The 16,146-nt window shown below is 50.6% G+C and carries 19 protein-coding genes; 9 read left to right on the top strand and 10 right to left on the bottom strand.

Annotation, left to right across the window (positions count from 1 at the left end; all coding sequences use genetic code 11):
- Nucleotides 1-66: 66 nt before the first annotated feature.
- The 5 genes from GN278_14055 (at nucleotide 67) to GN278_14035 (ending at nucleotide 3,603) form a co-directional block, all read left to right on the top strand.
- Entirely contained in the window at nucleotides 67-891 is an 825-nt protein-coding gene (locus GN278_14055; protein ID XAT61778.1) for an SDR family NAD(P)-dependent oxidoreductase, read from the top strand.
- A gap of 95 nt (nucleotides 892-986) precedes the next feature.
- Nucleotides 987-1,193 carry a twin transmembrane helix small protein gene (locus tag GN278_14050; GenBank protein XAT61777.1) on the top strand — a complete coding sequence of 69 codons (207 nt, stop codon included), beginning with the start codon at nucleotides 987-989 and terminating at the stop codon, nucleotides 1,191-1,193.
- A 1-nt stretch (nucleotide 1,194) separates the two neighbouring features.
- Nucleotides 1,195-1,767 carry a cob(I)yrinic acid a,c-diamide adenosyltransferase gene (locus tag GN278_14045; GenBank protein ID XAT61776.1) on the top strand — a complete coding sequence of 191 codons (573 nt, stop codon included), beginning with the start codon at nucleotides 1,195-1,197 and terminating at the stop codon, nucleotides 1,765-1,767.
- 148 nt (nucleotides 1,768-1,915) lie between these two features.
- Complete coding sequence (locus tag GN278_14040; protein ID XAT61775.1) at nucleotides 1,916-2,674, top strand: electron transfer flavoprotein subunit beta/FixA family protein; 759 nt, start codon at nucleotides 1,916-1,918, stop codon at nucleotides 2,672-2,674.
- Entirely contained in the window at nucleotides 2,674-3,603 is a 930-nt protein-coding gene (locus GN278_14035) for an electron transfer flavoprotein subunit alpha/FixB family protein (protein XAT61774.1), read from the top strand. The genes GN278_14040 and GN278_14035 overlap by 1 nt, the downstream gene beginning before the upstream one ends.
- A 57-nt stretch (nucleotides 3,604-3,660) precedes the next feature.
- Here the strand turns inward: GN278_14035 and GN278_14030 are convergent, their stop codons facing one another.
- On the bottom strand, nucleotides 3,661-4,446 hold the full coding sequence (locus GN278_14030; GenBank protein XAT61773.1) for a hypothetical protein: 786 nt from the start codon (nucleotides 4,444-4,446) through the stop codon (nucleotides 3,661-3,663).
- Nucleotides 4,447-4,597: 151 nt separating this feature from the next.
- Here GN278_14030 and GN278_14025 point away from each other — a divergent pair, with 151 nt between their 5' ends.
- Nucleotides 4,598-5,473 carry a 3-hydroxybutyryl-CoA dehydrogenase gene (locus GN278_14025; protein ID XAT61772.1) on the top strand — a complete coding sequence of 292 codons (876 nt, stop codon included), beginning with the start codon at nucleotides 4,598-4,600 and terminating at the stop codon, nucleotides 5,471-5,473.
- Here the strand turns inward: GN278_14025 and GN278_14020 are convergent.
- Genes GN278_14020 through GN278_13990 form a run of 7 tightly spaced genes read right to left on the bottom strand, consistent with a single transcriptional unit; the run spans nucleotide 5,463 to nucleotide 10,891 of the window.
- The gene (locus tag GN278_14020; protein XAT61771.1) at nucleotides 5,463-6,374 is read right to left on the bottom strand and encodes an acyltransferase; all 912 of its coding nucleotides are present in this window, start codon (nucleotides 6,372-6,374) and stop codon (nucleotides 5,463-5,465) included. The genes GN278_14025 and GN278_14020 overlap by 11 nt on opposite strands.
- Nucleotides 6,375-6,413: 39 nt before the next feature.
- The gene (locus tag GN278_14015; protein ID XAT61770.1) at nucleotides 6,414-6,692 is read right to left on the bottom strand and encodes an HPr family phosphocarrier protein; all 279 of its coding nucleotides are present in this window, start codon (nucleotides 6,690-6,692) and stop codon (nucleotides 6,414-6,416) included.
- Between the two features lie 9 nt (nucleotides 6,693-6,701).
- Entirely contained in the window at nucleotides 6,702-7,085 is a 384-nt protein-coding gene (locus GN278_14010) for a PTS fructose transporter subunit IIA (protein XAT61769.1), read from the bottom strand.
- A gap of 27 nt (nucleotides 7,086-7,112) precedes the next feature.
- Entirely contained in the window at nucleotides 7,113-7,997 is an 885-nt protein-coding gene (gene rapZ, locus GN278_14005) for an RNase adapter RapZ (GenBank protein ID XAT61768.1), read from the bottom strand.
- A 10-nt stretch (nucleotides 7,998-8,007) separates the two neighbouring features.
- Complete coding sequence (locus GN278_14000) at nucleotides 8,008-8,439, bottom strand: serine kinase (GenBank protein XAT62684.1); 432 nt, start codon at nucleotides 8,437-8,439, stop codon at nucleotides 8,008-8,010.
- A gap of 23 nt (nucleotides 8,440-8,462) precedes the next feature.
- The gene (locus GN278_13995) at nucleotides 8,463-10,181 is read right to left on the bottom strand and encodes a HAMP domain-containing protein (GenBank protein ID XAT61767.1); all 1,719 of its coding nucleotides are present in this window, start codon (nucleotides 10,179-10,181) and stop codon (nucleotides 8,463-8,465) included.
- A 5-nt stretch (nucleotides 10,182-10,186) separates the two neighbouring features.
- Entirely contained in the window at nucleotides 10,187-10,891 is a 705-nt protein-coding gene (locus GN278_13990; protein ID XAT61766.1) for a response regulator, read from the bottom strand.
- Nucleotides 10,892-10,957: 66 nt separating this feature from the next.
- Here GN278_13990 and GN278_13985 point away from each other — a divergent pair, with 66 nt between their 5' ends.
- Together GN278_13985 and GN278_13980 are read left to right on the top strand one after the other, a co-directional pair.
- Nucleotides 10,958-11,176 (top strand): hypothetical protein, encoded by a 219-nt coding sequence (locus GN278_13985; protein XAT61765.1) that lies wholly within the window; start codon nucleotides 10,958-10,960, stop codon nucleotides 11,174-11,176.
- 69 nt (nucleotides 11,177-11,245) lie between these two features.
- On the top strand, nucleotides 11,246-12,844 hold the full coding sequence (locus GN278_13980) for a phosphoenolpyruvate carboxykinase (protein ID XAT62683.1): 1,599 nt from the start codon (nucleotides 11,246-11,248) through the stop codon (nucleotides 12,842-12,844).
- 75 nt (nucleotides 12,845-12,919) lie between these two features.
- Here the strand turns inward: GN278_13980 and GN278_13975 are convergent, their stop codons facing one another.
- Together GN278_13975 and GN278_13970 are read right to left on the bottom strand one after the other, a co-directional pair.
- Nucleotides 12,920-13,687 carry a UTRA domain-containing protein gene (locus GN278_13975; protein XAT61764.1) on the bottom strand — a complete coding sequence of 256 codons (768 nt, stop codon included), beginning with the start codon at nucleotides 13,685-13,687 and terminating at the stop codon, nucleotides 12,920-12,922.
- Nucleotides 13,688-13,847: 160 nt separating this feature from the next.
- Nucleotides 13,848-15,134 carry an aminotransferase class V-fold PLP-dependent enzyme gene (locus tag GN278_13970; GenBank protein ID XAT61763.1) on the bottom strand — a complete coding sequence of 429 codons (1,287 nt, stop codon included), beginning with the start codon at nucleotides 15,132-15,134 and terminating at the stop codon, nucleotides 13,848-13,850.
- Nucleotides 15,135-15,294: 160 nt separating this feature from the next.
- Here GN278_13970 and GN278_13965 point away from each other — a divergent pair, with 160 nt between their 5' ends.
- The gene (locus GN278_13965) at nucleotides 15,295-16,146 is read left to right on the top strand and encodes a hydroxymethylglutaryl-CoA lyase (protein ID XAT61762.1); all 852 of its coding nucleotides are present in this window, start codon (nucleotides 15,295-15,297) and stop codon (nucleotides 16,144-16,146) included.

Here is a 16,146-nt window from a genome sequence, read left to right as displayed (position 1 = left end):
TGTGTGGCGCAGCGTCTAAACTGGGTTTCGGTTTAATAAATGCACGCTGGCCGATTGGAGTTTTGGATGGCGCAAAAAACAATTTTGATCACCGGTTGTTCTTCTGGCATTGGCTATGATGCAGCGCTGCGTTTGCGCGAAGAGGGATGGCGCGTATTTGCCAGTTGCCGCGCCCAAGACGATGTCGAGACATTAAAGGCGCAGGGGTTTGAAAGCCTTACGCTTGATTATGCAGATGAGGCGAGTATTTCTGCTGCTGTGAACTTTGTGCTGAATGCGACTGATGGACGAATTGATGCACTGTTTAACAATGGGGCTTTTGCCTGCCCCGGCTTAGTGGAAGATTTGCCGCGCGGTGCCCTGCGCGAAGTGTTTGAAACCAATGTGTTTGGCTATCACGATCTGACACGGCAAATCATTCCGGCTATGCGCGCACAAGGGCATGGCCGGATTATAAATTGCTCGTCGGTTCTGGGGTTTGTGCCAGCCCCGTGGCGCGGCGCTTATGTGGCCAGTAAATTCGCGCTTGAAGGGCTAACCCAGACGCTGCGGTTGGAAATGCGCGAAACGCCAATTGATGTGGTTTTGATTCAGCCGGGGCCGATCACCTCAAAAATCCGGCAAAACTCGATCCCACATTTTGAAAAATGGATTGACTGGGAAGCGTCGCCGTGCGCGGATCAATATCGCAAACGGCTGATGAAGCGGCTATATGAGAGCCGTGGGCCTGACCGCTATGAATTACCAGCCAAAGCGGTCAGCGATAAATTAATGCATGCACTAGAGGCCAAGCGGCCAAAGCCTTGCTATTATATTACAGTGCCGACCTATGCCGCGGCCGTGATACGGCGCATTTTACCGATACGGCTGCAGGATAGGCTGCTCAGCTAACAACGGGGTAAATTTCTGCCCCAAAACACGAAATCCCTTCGCTTTTGCTGTGAAGCCGACTAGATACCAAACTAGGCTGGAAAGAAGGCAAAAGAATTATGGAAGATCCCCTATTTGTAATTGTCGTTGTGGCACTTGGCGCGGTGGCAATTATCTTGATGATTGGCATTGGTGGCTTTGGCCGTGGTGGCGAGTTTAACCGAAAATATGCCAATAAAATAATGCGGCTGCGAATTGCCGCGCAGTTTGTTGCCGTGGTTTTGATTTTGCTCTTTGTCTTTTTCACGCAGCAAGGGGGATAAGATGGTTGTTTTAAATAAAATCTACACCAAAACCGGCGATGCGGGAGAAACCGCGCTGGGCAATGGGGTTCGCGTAGCCAAACATTCCTTGCGTGTGACGACCTACGGCACCTCGGATGAATTAAACGCTACCGTTGGAATGGCCCGTTTGCATGCATCGGGCGAAATAGATGAAATGCTGGCACGTATTCAAAACGATCTTTTTGATCTGGGCGCTGATCTGTGCCGGCCCGATATAGAGCGTGATGCCGATGCTGAGTACCCGCCTTTGCGCATGGTTGCTAGTCAAGTATCGCGGTTGGAAAACGAGATTGATAAAATGAACAGCGTGCTTGAGCCGCTGCGCAGTTTTATTTTGCCGGGCGGGTCGCCTTTATCGGCTTATTTGCATGTGTGCCGCACGGTGGCGCGGCGTGCAGAGCGGCTTTGCGTCGAACTGGCGACAATGGAAACCATCAATTCGGATGCGGTGAAATATTTAAACCGGCTTAGTGACTGGTTTTTTGTTGCTGCACGGGTGGCCAACAGCAATGGCTCAGAAGATGTTTTATGGGTGCCCGGCGATAATAGGTGAAAAAAAGCGGGTAATTTTCATCAAACGCGACGTCCTTTAGCGCTACCGTGACGATTTTACACTGTTGTGAGGCCAAACAAGCAGATATCAATCACGCATTATTCGACTCATGGTCGCAGGTGCGGCGCAATAAAGGAGACTTACGCTCATGAAGGTATTGGTGCCTGTCAAGCGCGTGATTGACTATAACGTGAAGGTTCGCGTGAAAGCGGATGGATCCGGTGTTGATCTGGCAAATGTAAAAATGTCGATGAACCCCTTTGACGAGATTGCAGTAGAAGAAGCGATCCGTTTGAAGGAGGCTGGCAAAGCCGATGAGGTGGTTGCCATTTCTGTGGGTGTTGAAAAGGCACAGGAAACACTACGGACTGCTCTGGCGATGGGGGCTGATCGCGCCATTTTAGTGGTTGCGGCCGATGATGTGCACACCGATATTGAACCTTTGACGGTGGCCAAAATCCTCAAGGCAGTGGTGGATGAAGAAGCGCCCGGTTTGGTGCTTTGCGGAAAGCAAGCCATCGACAATGACATGAACGCCACTGGTCAGATGCTCGCCGGTCTGCTGGGCTGGTCGCAAGCGACCTTTGCCTCAGAGCTTGACGTGGACGGCGATAGCGCCGTGGTCACGCGCGAAGTGGATGGCGGGCTGCAAACCATCAAGGTCAACATGCCGGCCATTGTGACCGTTGATCTGCGGTTGAACGAGCCGCGTTACGCATCTCTTCCAAACATCATGAAAGCCAAGAAAAAGCCGCTTGATCAGAAAACCGCCGCGGATTACGGCGTTGATCCAGCGGCGCGCTTGAGCATTGTGAAAACCACCGAACCTGAAAGCCGCGCAGCAGGCATAAAGGTAGGCTCAGTAGATGAGCTGGTTGAAAAACTCAAAGAAGCGGGGGCAGTCTAATGGCAGTTCTTCTTATTGCGGAAATCTCAGGTGCTGATCTGGCGGTTGATGCCACAGCCAAAGCGGTAACAGCAGCCAAGCAACTGGGCGATGTAACAGTGCTTTGCGCTGCTGCAGGATGCAGCGGTGCGGCAGAGGCCGCGGCCGGTCTTGAAGGCGTGAGCAAAGTGCTTTGCGCAGATGATGCGGCCTATGGCAATGGTCTTGCCGAGCCTGTGGCGAATCTGATTGTTTCGCTGGCAGGGGATTATGAACATATCGTCGCTCCGGCCACCAATTCGGCAAAGAACATCCTGCCGCGTTTGGCAGCCCTGCTGGATGTGATGGTAATTACTGATATCACAGCCGTAATTGACGGCAACACATTCGAGCGCCCGATCTATGCAGGCAATGCGTTGCAAACGGTGCAATCATCAGATGCTACGAAAGTTGTCTCAATCCGGACGTCAAACTTTGATGCAGCAGGCGCAGGTGGCTCTGCAGCAATTGAAAACATTGCCGCCGCAGGTAACCCTGGGCTGTCGGAATGGGTCGAAGATAAGGTAGCGGCAAGCGACCGGCCCGAGTTGACCTCTGCTGGTGTGGTTGTTTCTGGTGGCCGCGGCGTTGGTAGCGAAGATGATTTTGCGCTTATAGAAAAGCTGGCGGATGCGTTGAACGCAGCTGTTGGTGCATCGCGGGCAGCGGTTGACAGCGGCTATGCGCCAAACGACTGGCAAGTGGGTCAAACCGGCAAAGTGGTGGCTCCTGATCTTTATGTTGCGGTTGGCATTTCCGGCGCCATTCAGCATTTGGCCGGTATGAAGGACAGCAAGATCATTGTCGCGATCAATAAGGACGAAGAGGCACCGATTTTTCAGGTTGCAGACTTTGGACTGGTCGCAGACCTTTTTGATGCTGTGCCCGAGCTGACGGAAAAACTAGCTTAAACCTTTGACAATATTTGTAGAAAAGCCCTCGGTTTCGGGGGCTTTTTTATGCCCACCCTATGCCACATGCGCAAGAATGTCGGTTGCCAACCTCATGCTAATCTCAGCGTGGCAATCTTGATCGAGGGTATCAAAAAATTGATATTTTGAATAGGCCGTCGGCGTGGAACAGCGACGGTATTTGCTGATGGCAAGAACCTGCGAGCTGAGCACTGAAATGTCGCTCTGGGTCACAAACAATGGGTCGCTGTCGAATGAAAAGCAAGCCGACTTATTTTGCATCCACAGCAAAACCGTCGGTCTATTGATCACTTTGAGCAAGCGTTTCATTTTATCACACCAGGTTTTCCTAAGTGCAGTGCTGATCAGTTGAAATCGGTCGCAATCCATCAGGTTAAGATGGTGCAGCAGATGTTTGGTATAGTGGAATTCGGTAAAATCCACTTCTGGAAATAATTCACCCAATGCCGGCAGGGCTTTGATGAACCTATCGTTGCGGCGCGGATGTACTTTGTAATAGGGGTTGGACATGTTATTGGCCCCCATGACTTGCAGAACGCAAAGTTCCGCTTTTCGTGCGATATCAATCACCGCGTCGTCTTTTAAATACAAATCAGGGCCGGCATGGGTGACACCCAGATTGACCACAGTTTGACCGATCAACCGCTCGGTCAAAATTGGAAACGGTGCAGGTACCGATTGGCCGAATGTTTCGCTGCCCCCGAGGCAGACAATGTAAGGTTTGCAAAAAGATTTTCGCGGCCCGCGAAAGATATTTCGCGAGACGCCATATTGACAAAGCGTGTAGTCCAAAGCCCGAGGGCCGAGTTTTGTGTAGGTCATATCTCACCACCATTTAATCCCAACTTTAAAATGCACTGATTCCCTTGCGAAAGTCCTAAATGGAAAACTTGATTAGAGTTTTCACGACCTGCTCTTGCACCTTGGCTTCCCTGAGGCGTATTGTGCAGAAAATTCGGCAAGGGGCTTTGGCATGGATGTAACTAAAATCGGGGTGATTGGCGCAGGCCAAATGGGAAACGGTATCGCCCATGTAATGGCATTGGCCGGATATCAGGTGTGCTTGAACGATATAAGCAAAGATGTGCTGTCTCAGGCCATCACGCGGATTGACAAAAACATGACGCGGCAAGTCAAAAGCGGAAAAATTGCTGACGCGGATAAAGCCGCGGCGCTCAGCCGGATAACAACAACGCTTTCGATTGCGGATATTGGGCAATCTGATTTGGTGATTGAAGCCGCAACCGAAGATGAGCCCACCAAACAGGTTATCTTTGATGCGCTGGTTCCGCATATTCAGGATCATACGATCCTGACCTCGAACACCTCGTCGATTTCAATCACGCGGCTTGCCAGCCGCACTGGACGGCCGGAAAAGTTCATGGGCTTTCATTTTATGAACCCGGTTCCAGTGATGCAGCTGGTCGAACTAATACGCGGTATCGCCACGGATAAAGAAACCTATGATACCTGCCGCACTGTGGTGGAAAATCTGGGCAAAACCCCGGCCAGCGCCGAAGATTTTCCAGCCTTTATCGTCAACCGAATTTTAATGCCGATGATTAATGAAGCGGTTTATACGCTATATGAGGGCGTTGGATCGGTCGAGTCTATTGATCAGTCCATGAAACTGGGCGCCAATCATCCGATGGGGCCGCTAGAGCTGGCTGATTTCATCGGGCTTGATACCTGCCTTGCGATCATGAATGTGCTGCATGAAGGACTGGCTGATACCAAATACCGGCCTTGTCCTTTGATGACAAAATACGTCGAGGCTGGCTGGCTTGGGCGCAAAACAAAACGCGGTTTTTACGATTATCGCGGCGATGTGCCGGTGCCTACGCGCTAGGCGCCGCGCCCAGCTTTAGCGTTTCATCACGCAGCCAAGAAACAAAACCACGTGGATTATCCGCCCAGCCCTTGATCTCTGGGCGGTCGATCAAACTGCCAACCACAGGTGCTTGGGGTTTGTTCAAGGCTTTGACAACTTCAAAAAGCAGCAGGCTTTGGCGCAAGGTTGGTGAAATTTGATTGGCGATTTGATACCACCTTGAATTTCCCCCTTGAAAATACACCGGCAGAACTTTGGCCTGCGATCGCTGGATCATCTTGGCGGTAAACGGGTTCCACTGTTTTTCAATCACTGGGCCAAACATGGTTTCTGAGGCTCCAACCACACCAGAGGGAAATAAAACCACAGCGCCGCCGTCTTTGAGGTGGTTCATCGCCTCTTTTCGCATCACAAGGTTTTTCTCTAGTGCGTCCTCTTCATGCGGAAAAGGGACTGGGATCATAAATTCGTCAATTTCGGTGATGCCCGTCAGTAAAGAGCGGGTGAGGATTTTATAGTCTGTTCTAACCCGCCCGATCAATTCGCCAAGGATCATCCCGTCGACCAACCCATGAGGATGATTTGATATTGTGACCAAAGGGCCGTCCTTGGGAATACTGTCAATTTGTTCTTGTGGGGTCTGCAACTCTATCCCCATGACGTCGAGCGCCTGTTTCCAAAATGCCTGCCCATGGGGTACGCCCATGGCTTCAAACTGGCGAATTTTCCGCAGCAGCCGTAGCTTGCCGGTTATATATTCAATAGTTTGGATCGTGATCCGTTGATTAGGGTCGGTAAAGGTCGCTGCATAAGATAGTCGCCGGCGATCATACGGCTCGTCATTCAACGTCAATTGAGGCAGCGCCTGCCCGCCCTGGGCCTGATCTTCAAAGGGTTTACTATTGGTGCTTTCAACCACGTACAGGGTCCTTTAACATTTAAGCTTCGGGTAACCAGCTTAGTCAGGCTCACCAAAACGGTCTGCAATCAAATCACCGATTGCGTTTACAAGATCAGAGCGCTCGGACCCTTGGGCTGTTACTTTGATAGAACTGCCTTTCGACGCAGCAAGCATCAAAAGGCCCATGATGCTATCGCCGCAAGCGCTGAGGCCATCTTTTTCAACCTCTGCAGAGGCGTCGTAGGCCTCAACAGTTTCTACAAATTTTGCCGAGGCGCGTGCGTGAAGACCTTTTACATTCACAATTTCAAACACGCGGATGACTTTGTCGTCCATATAAATCCCTCAGCCGTCGCAGCTATCGATATATTTACGGCCTGCTGAAAGCGCCGTCGCAACAGCGTCTTTGACCGAAAGATGTCTTGATTTGGCCAATTTGACCAGCATTGGCAAGTTAGCACCATAGATGATCTTGCGGTTTTCCGGTTGGCAGGCCCGCAGCGACAAGTTCGAGGGACTGCTGCCAAACATATCTGTTACCACGAGCACACCGTGCCCCGTGTCAACCGTATTTGCGGCATCACAAATCTCATCTTGCTTTTTCTGCCGATCATGATCTGGCTCGATTGGAATGGCCACAATGCCAGCTTGCCCGCCGACAACATGTTCTACCGCGTGCAGGTATTCTTTTGCCAATCCGCCATGCGCGACGATTACGATACCAATCACGCTCGTGCCTCCCTGCGACCAAACTGTTTATGGGTCATGGTTGGTAGAATTTCTTTCCAGCTCCCGATGTCTAATTGACACTTGCCAACCGCGCTCTGCAAGGGCTGCAGCCAAAGTTTCCGCTACGGCAACCGATCTATGTTGGCCGCCAGTGCAGCCAAAGCCAATGGAAAAGTGTGTTTTCCCTTCATCGTTGTACGCTGGCAGCAAAAAACAACTAAATTCAAGAAGTTTTTGAAAAAATTCTGCGAATCGCGGGTCTTCTCCGACATAGGTTTGAACGGCTTTCTGGGTGCCATTTTGTCTGCGAAGGGCCTCAACCCAATAGGGGTTTTGTAAAAACCGGCAGTCATACAATGTGTCCACCCCCCGTGGCAAACCGCGTTTATAGGAAAAAGACTGCACCGAAATCGATAGCCCTTTGGACGCGGAGGTCGAAAACCAGCGTTCGATATCAGCCCGCAATTCATGGGGCGTCATTTCTGATGTGTCGATCAATATATCTGCGCGTGCTTGAATTGGCTGCAAAAGGTCAAACTCGCGCTCAATCCCGATCGCGGGGGTTTCTGCCGGCGCCATTGGATGGCGGCGACGGGTTTCAGAAAAGCGCTTTAGAAGCACATGTCGTTCACAGCCGATAAAAACCAAACTGGTTTCAACATTTGTCTTCTGGCTCAATGCATGCAGCATATCCAGCATGCCATGAACTGAAAAATCGCGGTTTCTGGTATCAAGCCCAACGGCCAGCGGTTTAGCCATGCCGGCTGGTTCCATAACCCTTTCGAGCAATGTCAGCGGTAAGTTGTCAATGACTTCATACCCCAGATCTTCCAATGCGTTGATTGCAGTTGAGCGACCAGCACCCGAGGGACCGGTGACCAAAACTAATTTCGTTGTGGAAGTTTCTTGCATTGATCCGCTTTCACACGTCGTACCGCATCCCATCTCTTGCTAAGATATATAGGGCGGCTGGAAATGCGTCCAGCGGGGCGCGGCGGAATAGCGGCAAAGTGATACCGAAAAGCTCATACGCTTCAGGGGGTGGTACTCTTTGACTTTGCACTGTCTCTAAATCAACCACAAGGGTAAGCGCGACATCCGAACGGGTCGGTGGCGTTAAAATCCCAAGGCCGCGCGCTTCGATAAGATGGGATATCGTTTCCGGGCAGCGCGCAATCAAATTCTTATTTTCGCGCCGTATAAGCGTTTGGTCGTCTGCTACCAGCTCAGCGCCGAGTGCAATTAAGTTGAGCGCCAAAGAGGATTTGCCACTGCCCGCAGGGCCACAGATCAAAACGCCATTTCCGTTCACCGAAACACAGCTGGCATGGAGTAAAACAGTTTCTTTATCCAGCTTCACAGATACCTCGCCCCAATTTAAATTGGCAAACCCACAACAAAACGGGCCCCAAGCGGCTCTGAGTCAGCATCGGCCAAAGTTGGGTGAATATTCTCGGCCCAGATTACACCGTCATGCGCTTCGATGATCTGCTTTGAAATCGCCAACCCAAGACCTGAGTTATTGCCAAATTCGCTAGCAGGTCGTTCTGAGTAAAACCGATTAAATACTTTACTCAAGGCTTCTTGCGGAATTCCTGGGCCAGTATCCTCAACCACCACCAACACTCGATTTTCGCGTACCCGAACCCAGATGCGGATAGCATCGCCGTCTTGGCAAAAACTAATCGCGTTGCTGATCAAGTTTACAAAAACCTGTGCCAACCTAGCCTCTAGGCCTCTTACATGAATGATTTTATCCGGAAAGTCAGAAATGAAATCTATGCCTTTGTCCTGAGCTTCCGCGCCTAGATACTCTGCAAGGTTTCGAACCAAAGCCAATAAATCGAACGTTTCTTGATCCTCTTTGACCAATTCACTGTCCAACCGTGATGCGTTTGATATATCGCTGACCAACCGATCCAAACGCCGGACATCATGGTCAATCACTTCAAGCAGTTTGGTGCGGTGGTCCTCGCGTTTGCTGCGCTGCAAAGTGCCGACTGCAGAGCGCAAAGAGGCCAGCGGATTTTTTATCTCATGCGCTACATCTGCTGCAAACTGTTCATTAGACTCGATGCGATCATAAAGGGCCTCGACCATGCCGCGCAGGGCAGAGGATAGGCGTCCAATCTCGTCCGTCCGATCAGATAGATCAGGGATACGAATCCGCCCGCGGCTTACATTTTTGGCATTTTTTTCGCGCCCTAACTCAGCAGCGTTCGCCAGATCTCGAAGCGGGTTTGATATTGAGGAGGCAAGAATAACGCTTAAAAAGATCGAAAACAGGGTTCCGATTAACATGAGTTGCAAGGTTCGTTCTTGCTCAGATTTGACCAAGGCATCAATTTGATTTCCAGGGCTAACCAAAGCGACAACCCCAACTACGGCGTTGAACTGGTATATAGGTGTAAGCGCAGTGACATTACTGCTGTTTTTGCCAGGTTGATGGTGGATCAATTGTGTTTGACCTAATAGGGTTGGACCTATGAGGTTGCGCGCCTGAGCCTCTTGGTCATCGGACCCGGTTTCTGCTGAACTGGATTGCGGGTTCAGCAATTTCAAAGCAGACCAAATGGCGCTTAGCCCGTCAGTGATCGGAGTTTGAGGCGGCTGGCTAAAAAGCACGTTTCCGATTTCTGTCCGGTTCATATTTTCTATTTCACCAATCAACGTGCCTTTGTCGGCAAAAACATAAAGCGATGATCCATGACTGAGCCTGAGCTGGGCGAGCATGTTGTTCAGCCCGCTAAGTGCAGACAGCTCTGCTTGCTCATGCGCCATCTGAAGAGAAATTATATTTGCTGCAAGCTCAGCTTCAACAACCATCGCCTGTGACCGCTGGAAGACTAAACTCTCACGCGTGGAAGAAAAATACAGCGCTGCTGCGATCAGACAATTCAGCGCAATGAGGTTGAAAATAACAATTCTACGGGTCAATGCAGAGTGCCGAAATGTCCAAAATCCATGATTTAAACGCGAAGTTGATCTTTCAGTTTCTCGCTTATTTGGACGATTGCGACGCTGCTGGTGTATTGTTTTCGCAGATTTTTCAAGCGCTGGGTCGTCGCGATGTTTGATTGGGTCAATGCTGGACATAGCTTTTATTCTTCGTTGTAACGGTACCCAATCCCATAAAGGGTTTCGATCGCGGAAAAACTGTTATCAACGCTTCGCATTTTTTTGCGCAGGCGTTTAATATGGCTGTCAATCGTGCGGTCATCGACATAAATCTGCTCGTCATATGCTACATCCATCAACTGATCACGGGTTTTGACAAATCCGGGGCGTTGCGCCAGCGCTTGCAGCAGCAAGAACTCGGTTACTGTCAAGGTTACACTCAAGCCTTTCCATGTCACAGAATGGCGCAGGGGGTCGATCGAAAGCTCGCCGCGTACCAAAACTTTGGTGTCTTCGGTTTCTTCTCCGACAAAGTTTCCTTCATTTGCATCTTTGCGGCGCAACAATGAGCGGATGCGCTCAAGTAAAAGCCGCTGGGAAAATGGCTTGGTCACATAATCGTCTGCCCCCATGCGCAAGCCTAATATTTCATCTATTTCGTCATCTTTCGAAGTCAGAAAAATTACTGGTAAGGATGACTTCTGCCGCAATCTTTGCAGCAAGTCCATCTCATCCATACGAGGCATTTTAATGTCTAAAATTGCCAAATCTGGCATTGAGCGACTAAATGCATCCAACGCGGACTGTCCATCTGTGTATGTATCAACATCAAAGCCTTCGGTTTCCAAGGTCATTGATACTGATGTTAAAATGTTGCGGTCATCATCTACCAAAGCAATTTTTGACATAAAATCTCTTTCACATTAATCCCAATAGATTGGTCAGAGTATGCCTTTTTCGTATGGATTTAATCAATGGCAAAACGTGATTCGTCTGCTTTTGTTCCAAAAAAACAGCAAATTGCGATTTTTAACAGCAGAATTGCGGCAATTTACGACCTCTCTGTTTCCCATAGTGAACATGGTTGCGCTAACTTGGGAATGGTTGCGCTAACGGCAGTGCTGCGCCCTATTCACCTTGTTAAACAACATGTTAAAGAAAAAGGGTCTGCGGCGATACGGCCTGCAGATTAGGGCGGTGTAGTGATACTTTGGCTTTTTTAAGAAACTTAAATGCGCAGGCTCTGCGCCAGGAGTAGTATGATGACATTTGGACGGGTAAACCCGCAGCACCAACTCAAAGATCAAGGGATCACCGGGTTGGGAAATGTCTATTACAACGATTCAGAGCCAGACTTGGTTGCCGCTGCATTGAAACGCGAGGAAGGCATATTGGGGCAGGGCGGCACTTTTTTGGTCAGCACTGGAAAATTCACCGGCCGATCACCCAAAGACAAGCATGTGGTGTACACCGATAGCGTTGCCGATCATATCTGGTGGGAAAATAACGCCAAAATGTCCAGACAAGGATTTGATCGGTTGCGCGATGATATGCTCAGCCATATGCGCGGCAATGACTACTTTGTACAGGATCTAATTGCCGGAGCGGACCCATTGGTATCCATCAATATCCGCATGGTGACAGAATTGGCCTGGCATGGGCTGTTTATCCGCCACATGCTGCGCCGACCCGAGCGCGCGGCGCTGGATCAATTTTTGCCTGATTTCACAGTGATCAACTGCCCAAGTTTTCAAGCGGATCCTGCGCGCCATGATTGCCGCAGCGAAACAGTGATTGCGATGAACTTTGATCAAAAGCTTATTTTGATCGGTGGGACCGAATATGCCGGAGAGAACAAAAAATCTGTGTTCACTCTGCTCAATTATTTGCTGCCCGAAAAAAATATCATGCCGATGCATTGCTCGGCCAACCACGCAACCGGAAACCCGGTGGACACAGCGGTGTTCTTTGGCTTGTCTGGCACTGGCAAAACAACGCTCTCGGCAGATCCTTTGCGAACTTTGATCGGTGATGACGAACATGGCTGGTCGGATCGTGGCACGTTTAATTTTGAAGGCGGCTGCTATGCCAAAACAATAAATTTAAGCGCTGAGGCAGAGCCTGAAATCTATGCAACCACGCGCAAATTTGGGACAGTTATTGAAAATATGGTGTTTGATGCGGACACCAAAGAACTTGATTTTGATGATGACAGTTTGACCGCCAACATGCGCTGTGCCTACCCGCTTGAGTATATTGAGAATGCCTCGGATACTGCTCTGGGTGGTCATCCAAAAAATATTATTATGCTGACCTGTGATGCGTTTGGCGTTTTGCCGCCCATTGCCCGGCTCTCGCCGGCGCAGGCGATGTATCATTTCCTGTCTGGATTTACGTCAAAAGTGGCCGGAACCGAGCGCGGGGTCACGGAACCCGAGCCGACCTTTTCAACCTGTTTTGGGGCACCGTTTATGCCGCGCCGCCCTGAAATCTATGGTAATTTATTGCGCTCAAAGATCGCCAGTCACGGCGCAACCTGCTGGTTGGTCAACACTGGCTGGACCGGCGGCGCCTACGGCACGGGGCAGCGGATGCCAATTAAAGCCACTCGGTCGCTGCTAACAGCGGCTCTGAATGGATCATTGTCAGAAGTAGAGTTTCGCAAAGATATGAACTTTGCATTTGATGTGCCGATCACTGCGCCCGGCGTTGACCCGGAGTTGCTTGATCCCAAAAAGACTTGGACCGATGGTGCAGCCTATGAGGTACAGGCGCAAAAACTAGTAAAAATGTTCGCTGATAATTTTGAGCAATATGTGCCGTTCATTGACGAAGATGTGAAGGCCATTGCAATCGGGTAATCATTTGTTTCCATGCGTCGAAGAGGCTTAACGCCCCAAAAGCCAGTGACCTCGGAAAGTTTTATGGTAGAAAGTCTACGCGTGCTCTAATTCCTTTGGTGAAAGGTCGGCGACAAACTCATAAGCATCGCCGCGATAGAGCGAAAGGGTGAATTCTGATGCCATCCCATTGGCTAGATAGGCGACCCGTTCAATTTTCAAACCGGCAGATCCCTCGGGAATATTCAATAATTCTGCATCGGCTTTTCTTAGATTAATCGCTGATATCTTTTGCACGGCGCGTACCGGCGCATTGCCCAATTCTTCTAAGGTTGCATAAAGCGAGTTTGTAACAATATTAGGCTCTGGCAATATTGTAACTGGAAGCGCAGTGCGCTCAACCGCCATTGAGCGATCATCCGCATAGCGCACACGCATTAACCGAGATACCATGGACTTTTGGGGAAGGCCCAAGGCAAATATTTCGTCTGGTGATGGGTGAAAATGGCCTCTTTTTATCCAGGTTGATCGCGCGGTTAAGCCGCGCCGCGCCATTTCAGTGGAAAAAGAGGCAAGCAGTGTCGTTGATTGTTGCATGTCATTAGGAGAGGCGGACACAAATGAGCCAGAGCCTCTTCTTTGGACAAGGGTTCCCTCGCGCACAAGAGCTTTAATAGCATTTCGCACAGTGACCCGGGATAAACCGGAAAACTCTGCCAAATCTCGTTCGGCTGGTAAAGCATCGTGGTGCTCTAGGGCACCGGACAGAATTGCTTTTCTGATTAAGTTGCGCAGCTGCAAGTATTTTGGCCCATCGCCTCGTTTGGTGAAGTTACATGGTTTAATAAATTCGCGTAGCGTCATAAGAAAAAGGGTCTTCCAAAAAATAATGCAATTGGCTGCGTACAGTGTATTCTACACCACTTCATGCTGCAGGGAAGTGTAAACATTGTTCAGGGTAATAAAGATTGGGCAATTGTGCCTTTGCAGAAACGCAATTGCAGGCAAAGGTCTTTTAGCCTGCCTAACGCTTAGCCGAGTTTGGCGAATGCGCAGCGCTTTGGCTGAGTTTGGCCACGGCAGACAAAAGCGCGCTGACTTCGTTTAGGCTGTTGTAATGACATAGCGAAATACGAACGCAATCTGTCCACCCCATAGGGGTTAAAATATTACCGGAATAATGGTCATCCTTGCGCGTATGGGTGCGAATACCATAGCCGCGCAGCGCGGTGACCAGATCAGCAGAGGCCCATCCTTTTATGCGCATCGACACCAGCCCTTCGCGCCTAGGGTTATCAATCCCGCCGACAATCTCAACCCCGGGCAATTCGCTCAGTCCGGATAAATTTCCGGTGCCATAAAGCATGGCATCCGTCAGCATAGCCTCGTGGGCATGGATCGCCTGACCCGCCGCGACAATCTTGTCGCGCCGGTCTGTTGAACTGGTAAACTGCGAGCCGAGCCATTCAAAATGTGAGGCAACATCCGAAAGTGTTGCATAGGCGCCCGTATCACGGGTGCCAAATTCCCAAGCCTGCTCAGGCCCGCCGATGAGCTGCTCGTGCGGTTGATCGGTTAGCCGATCTGCCACCCATGCAAGGCCATAGCCATGGCGCGAGAACATTTTATAGGGTGAGATGGCATAGCCGTCGACATCGTAGCTATCGAGATCAATGGCCCCATGTGCCGCGTGCTGGATGCCATCAACAATAATATAGCAGTCGGGCGCGACAGCCCGAATGGCTTTAGAAACCGCAGCTACATCGACCCCCATGCCAGTCACAGGCGAAGTGTGCAAAATGGTGGCAACGCGGGTATCAGCGGTGACCAAAGCGGCATAATCGGCGGCGTCCACACTGCCGGTTTCCACATTATGGGGCACATTGACATAGGGTCTGCCGGAAATCTTGGCCCAATGCTGCGCGGCGCTGCGCGATGCGGGATGTTCCAGCGAACAGCCCAGCACAGAGCCGCCTTCCGGGGCGGCCATGATTGCATTTCTAATCAGCCTGAATAAAAGCTCGGTGCCACTTTCGCCGACAAAAAACTGACCTCCACTCGAATTTAACAGCACCTGCATATCCGATTTGGCTTTAGCAATGATGGCCACAAGCGCATCGCTGGCCGGATTATCGCGGCCCTGATTGTCCGGAATGGCAGCAAATTTAGCCGAGGTATCCACAACAGTTTTTAACGTCAACGCCCCGCCAGCGTTTTCAAAAAAAACTCTTTTGCCTTCAAAGGGGCAGGTATCGACATGGGCAAATCGATCGCGAACAGAGCTCAGTAACCCGGGAGTGTTTTCCAGCATGCGTATATCCGTGATTTCAACTTTCCTGCATTAATGCGCAATTCTGGCGCGGGCGGCAACCACAATTAAAACAGTTGGGTTGCACTTTCTATTGGGCCAGCTTTAGAGTGGCCCAAAGGTATAGGCCGCATAGGCAAAATGACAAAAACAGGGATATCATATGGCTGACGCTGTTACATTGTTTGAAGTTGGCCCGCGCGATGGGCTTCAAAACGAACCCCGGTCCATTGCTGCCAAAGACAAAATCAAACTCGTCAACGATCTGTCAGCCTGCGGATTTCAAAAAATTGAGGTGACAAGTTTTGTCAGCCCCAAGTGGGTGCCGCAAATGGCCGATGCCACCGAGGTTTTAAGCGCAATCGAACGCCGCGTAGGTGTGGTTTATGCAGCCCTGACGCCAAATGCGCGCGGGTTTGCAAATGCCGTGGCGGCCAATGCTGATGAGGTGGCGATTTTTGGCGCGGCCTCGGAAGGCTTTAGCCAAGCCAATATCAATTGTTCCATCGCGGAAAGCCTTGCCCGCTTCGTGCCAATCATTGAGGCGGCCCAGGCGGCAAATATTCCGGTGCGTGGATATGTGTCCTGCATCACCGAATGCCCTTATGATGGCGCCGTGCAGCCTGATACGGTAGCAGAGGTTGCGCAAGATTTGTTCGATATGGGATGTTATGAAATCAGCCTTGGGGATACGATTGGCGCAGCCACGCCCAAAACAATCAATGCTTTGCTTGATGCGGTTTTAGAGCGATTGCCCGCTGCCGTTCTGGCCGGTCATTATCACGACACCAACGGACAAGCGCTGGCCAACATTGAAACGTCACTTGCACGGGGGGTGCGGGTGTTTGATGCGGCTGTTGGCGGTTTGGGCGGGTGTCCTTATGCCCCGGGTGCCAAGGGCAATGTCGCCACTGAAGCTGTGGCTCAGCGTCTTGCCAGTCTGGGATTTGACACCGGGCTTGATGTGCAAAGGCTAAAGAACGCTGCAGAGTTTGCCAAAGAGTTAAGGAATTGA

It is taken from the genome of Rhodobacteraceae bacterium Araon29 (genome assembly GCA_039640505.1).
Lineage (GTDB): Bacteria > Pseudomonadota > Alphaproteobacteria > Rhodobacterales > Rhodobacteraceae > CABZJG01.
This window is presented reverse-complemented; position numbering and strand designations above follow the sequence as displayed.

Excerpts from the sequence above, each read along its gene's own strand:
- GN278_14035 (XAT61774.1), top strand. The coding sequence starts at position 2,674 with ATGGCAGTTCTTCTTATTGCGGAAATCTCAGGTGCTGATCTGGCGGTT.
- GN278_14045 (XAT61776.1), top strand. The coding sequence starts at position 1,195 with ATGGTTGTTTTAAATAAAATCTACACCAAAACCGGCGATGCGGGAGAA.
- GN278_13975 (XAT61764.1), bottom strand. The coding sequence starts at position 13,687 with ATGACGCTACGCGAATTTATTAAACCATGTAACTTCACCAAACGAGGC.
- GN278_14040 (XAT61775.1), top strand. The coding sequence starts at position 1,916 with ATGAAGGTATTGGTGCCTGTCAAGCGCGTGATTGACTATAACGTGAAG.
- GN278_13980 (XAT62683.1), top strand. The coding sequence starts at position 11,246 with ATGACATTTGGACGGGTAAACCCGCAGCACCAACTCAAAGATCAAGGG.
- GN278_13965 (XAT61762.1), top strand. The coding sequence starts at position 15,295 with ATGGCTGACGCTGTTACATTGTTTGAAGTTGGCCCGCGCGATGGGCTT.
- GN278_13970 (XAT61763.1), bottom strand. The coding sequence starts at position 15,134 with ATGCTGGAAAACACTCCCGGGTTACTGAGCTCTGTTCGCGATCGATTT.
- GN278_14030 (XAT61773.1), bottom strand. The coding sequence starts at position 4,446 with ATGACCTACACAAAACTCGGCCCTCGGGCTTTGGACTACACGCTTTGT.
- GN278_14055 (XAT61778.1), top strand. The coding sequence starts at position 67 with ATGGCGCAAAAAACAATTTTGATCACCGGTTGTTCTTCTGGCATTGGC.
- GN278_13985 (XAT61765.1), top strand. The coding sequence starts at position 10,958 with ATGGCAAAACGTGATTCGTCTGCTTTTGTTCCAAAAAAACAGCAAATT.
- GN278_13990 (XAT61766.1), bottom strand. The coding sequence starts at position 10,891 with ATGTCAAAAATTGCTTTGGTAGATGATGACCGCAACATTTTAACATCA.
- GN278_14025 (XAT61772.1), top strand. The coding sequence starts at position 4,598 with ATGGATGTAACTAAAATCGGGGTGATTGGCGCAGGCCAAATGGGAAAC.
- GN278_14015 (XAT61770.1), bottom strand. The coding sequence starts at position 6,692 with ATGGACGACAAAGTCATCCGCGTGTTTGAAATTGTGAATGTAAAAGGT.
- GN278_13995 (XAT61767.1), bottom strand. The coding sequence starts at position 10,181 with ATGTCCAGCATTGACCCAATCAAACATCGCGACGACCCAGCGCTTGAA.
- rapZ (XAT61768.1), bottom strand. The coding sequence starts at position 7,997 with ATGCAAGAAACTTCCACAACGAAATTAGTTTTGGTCACCGGTCCCTCG.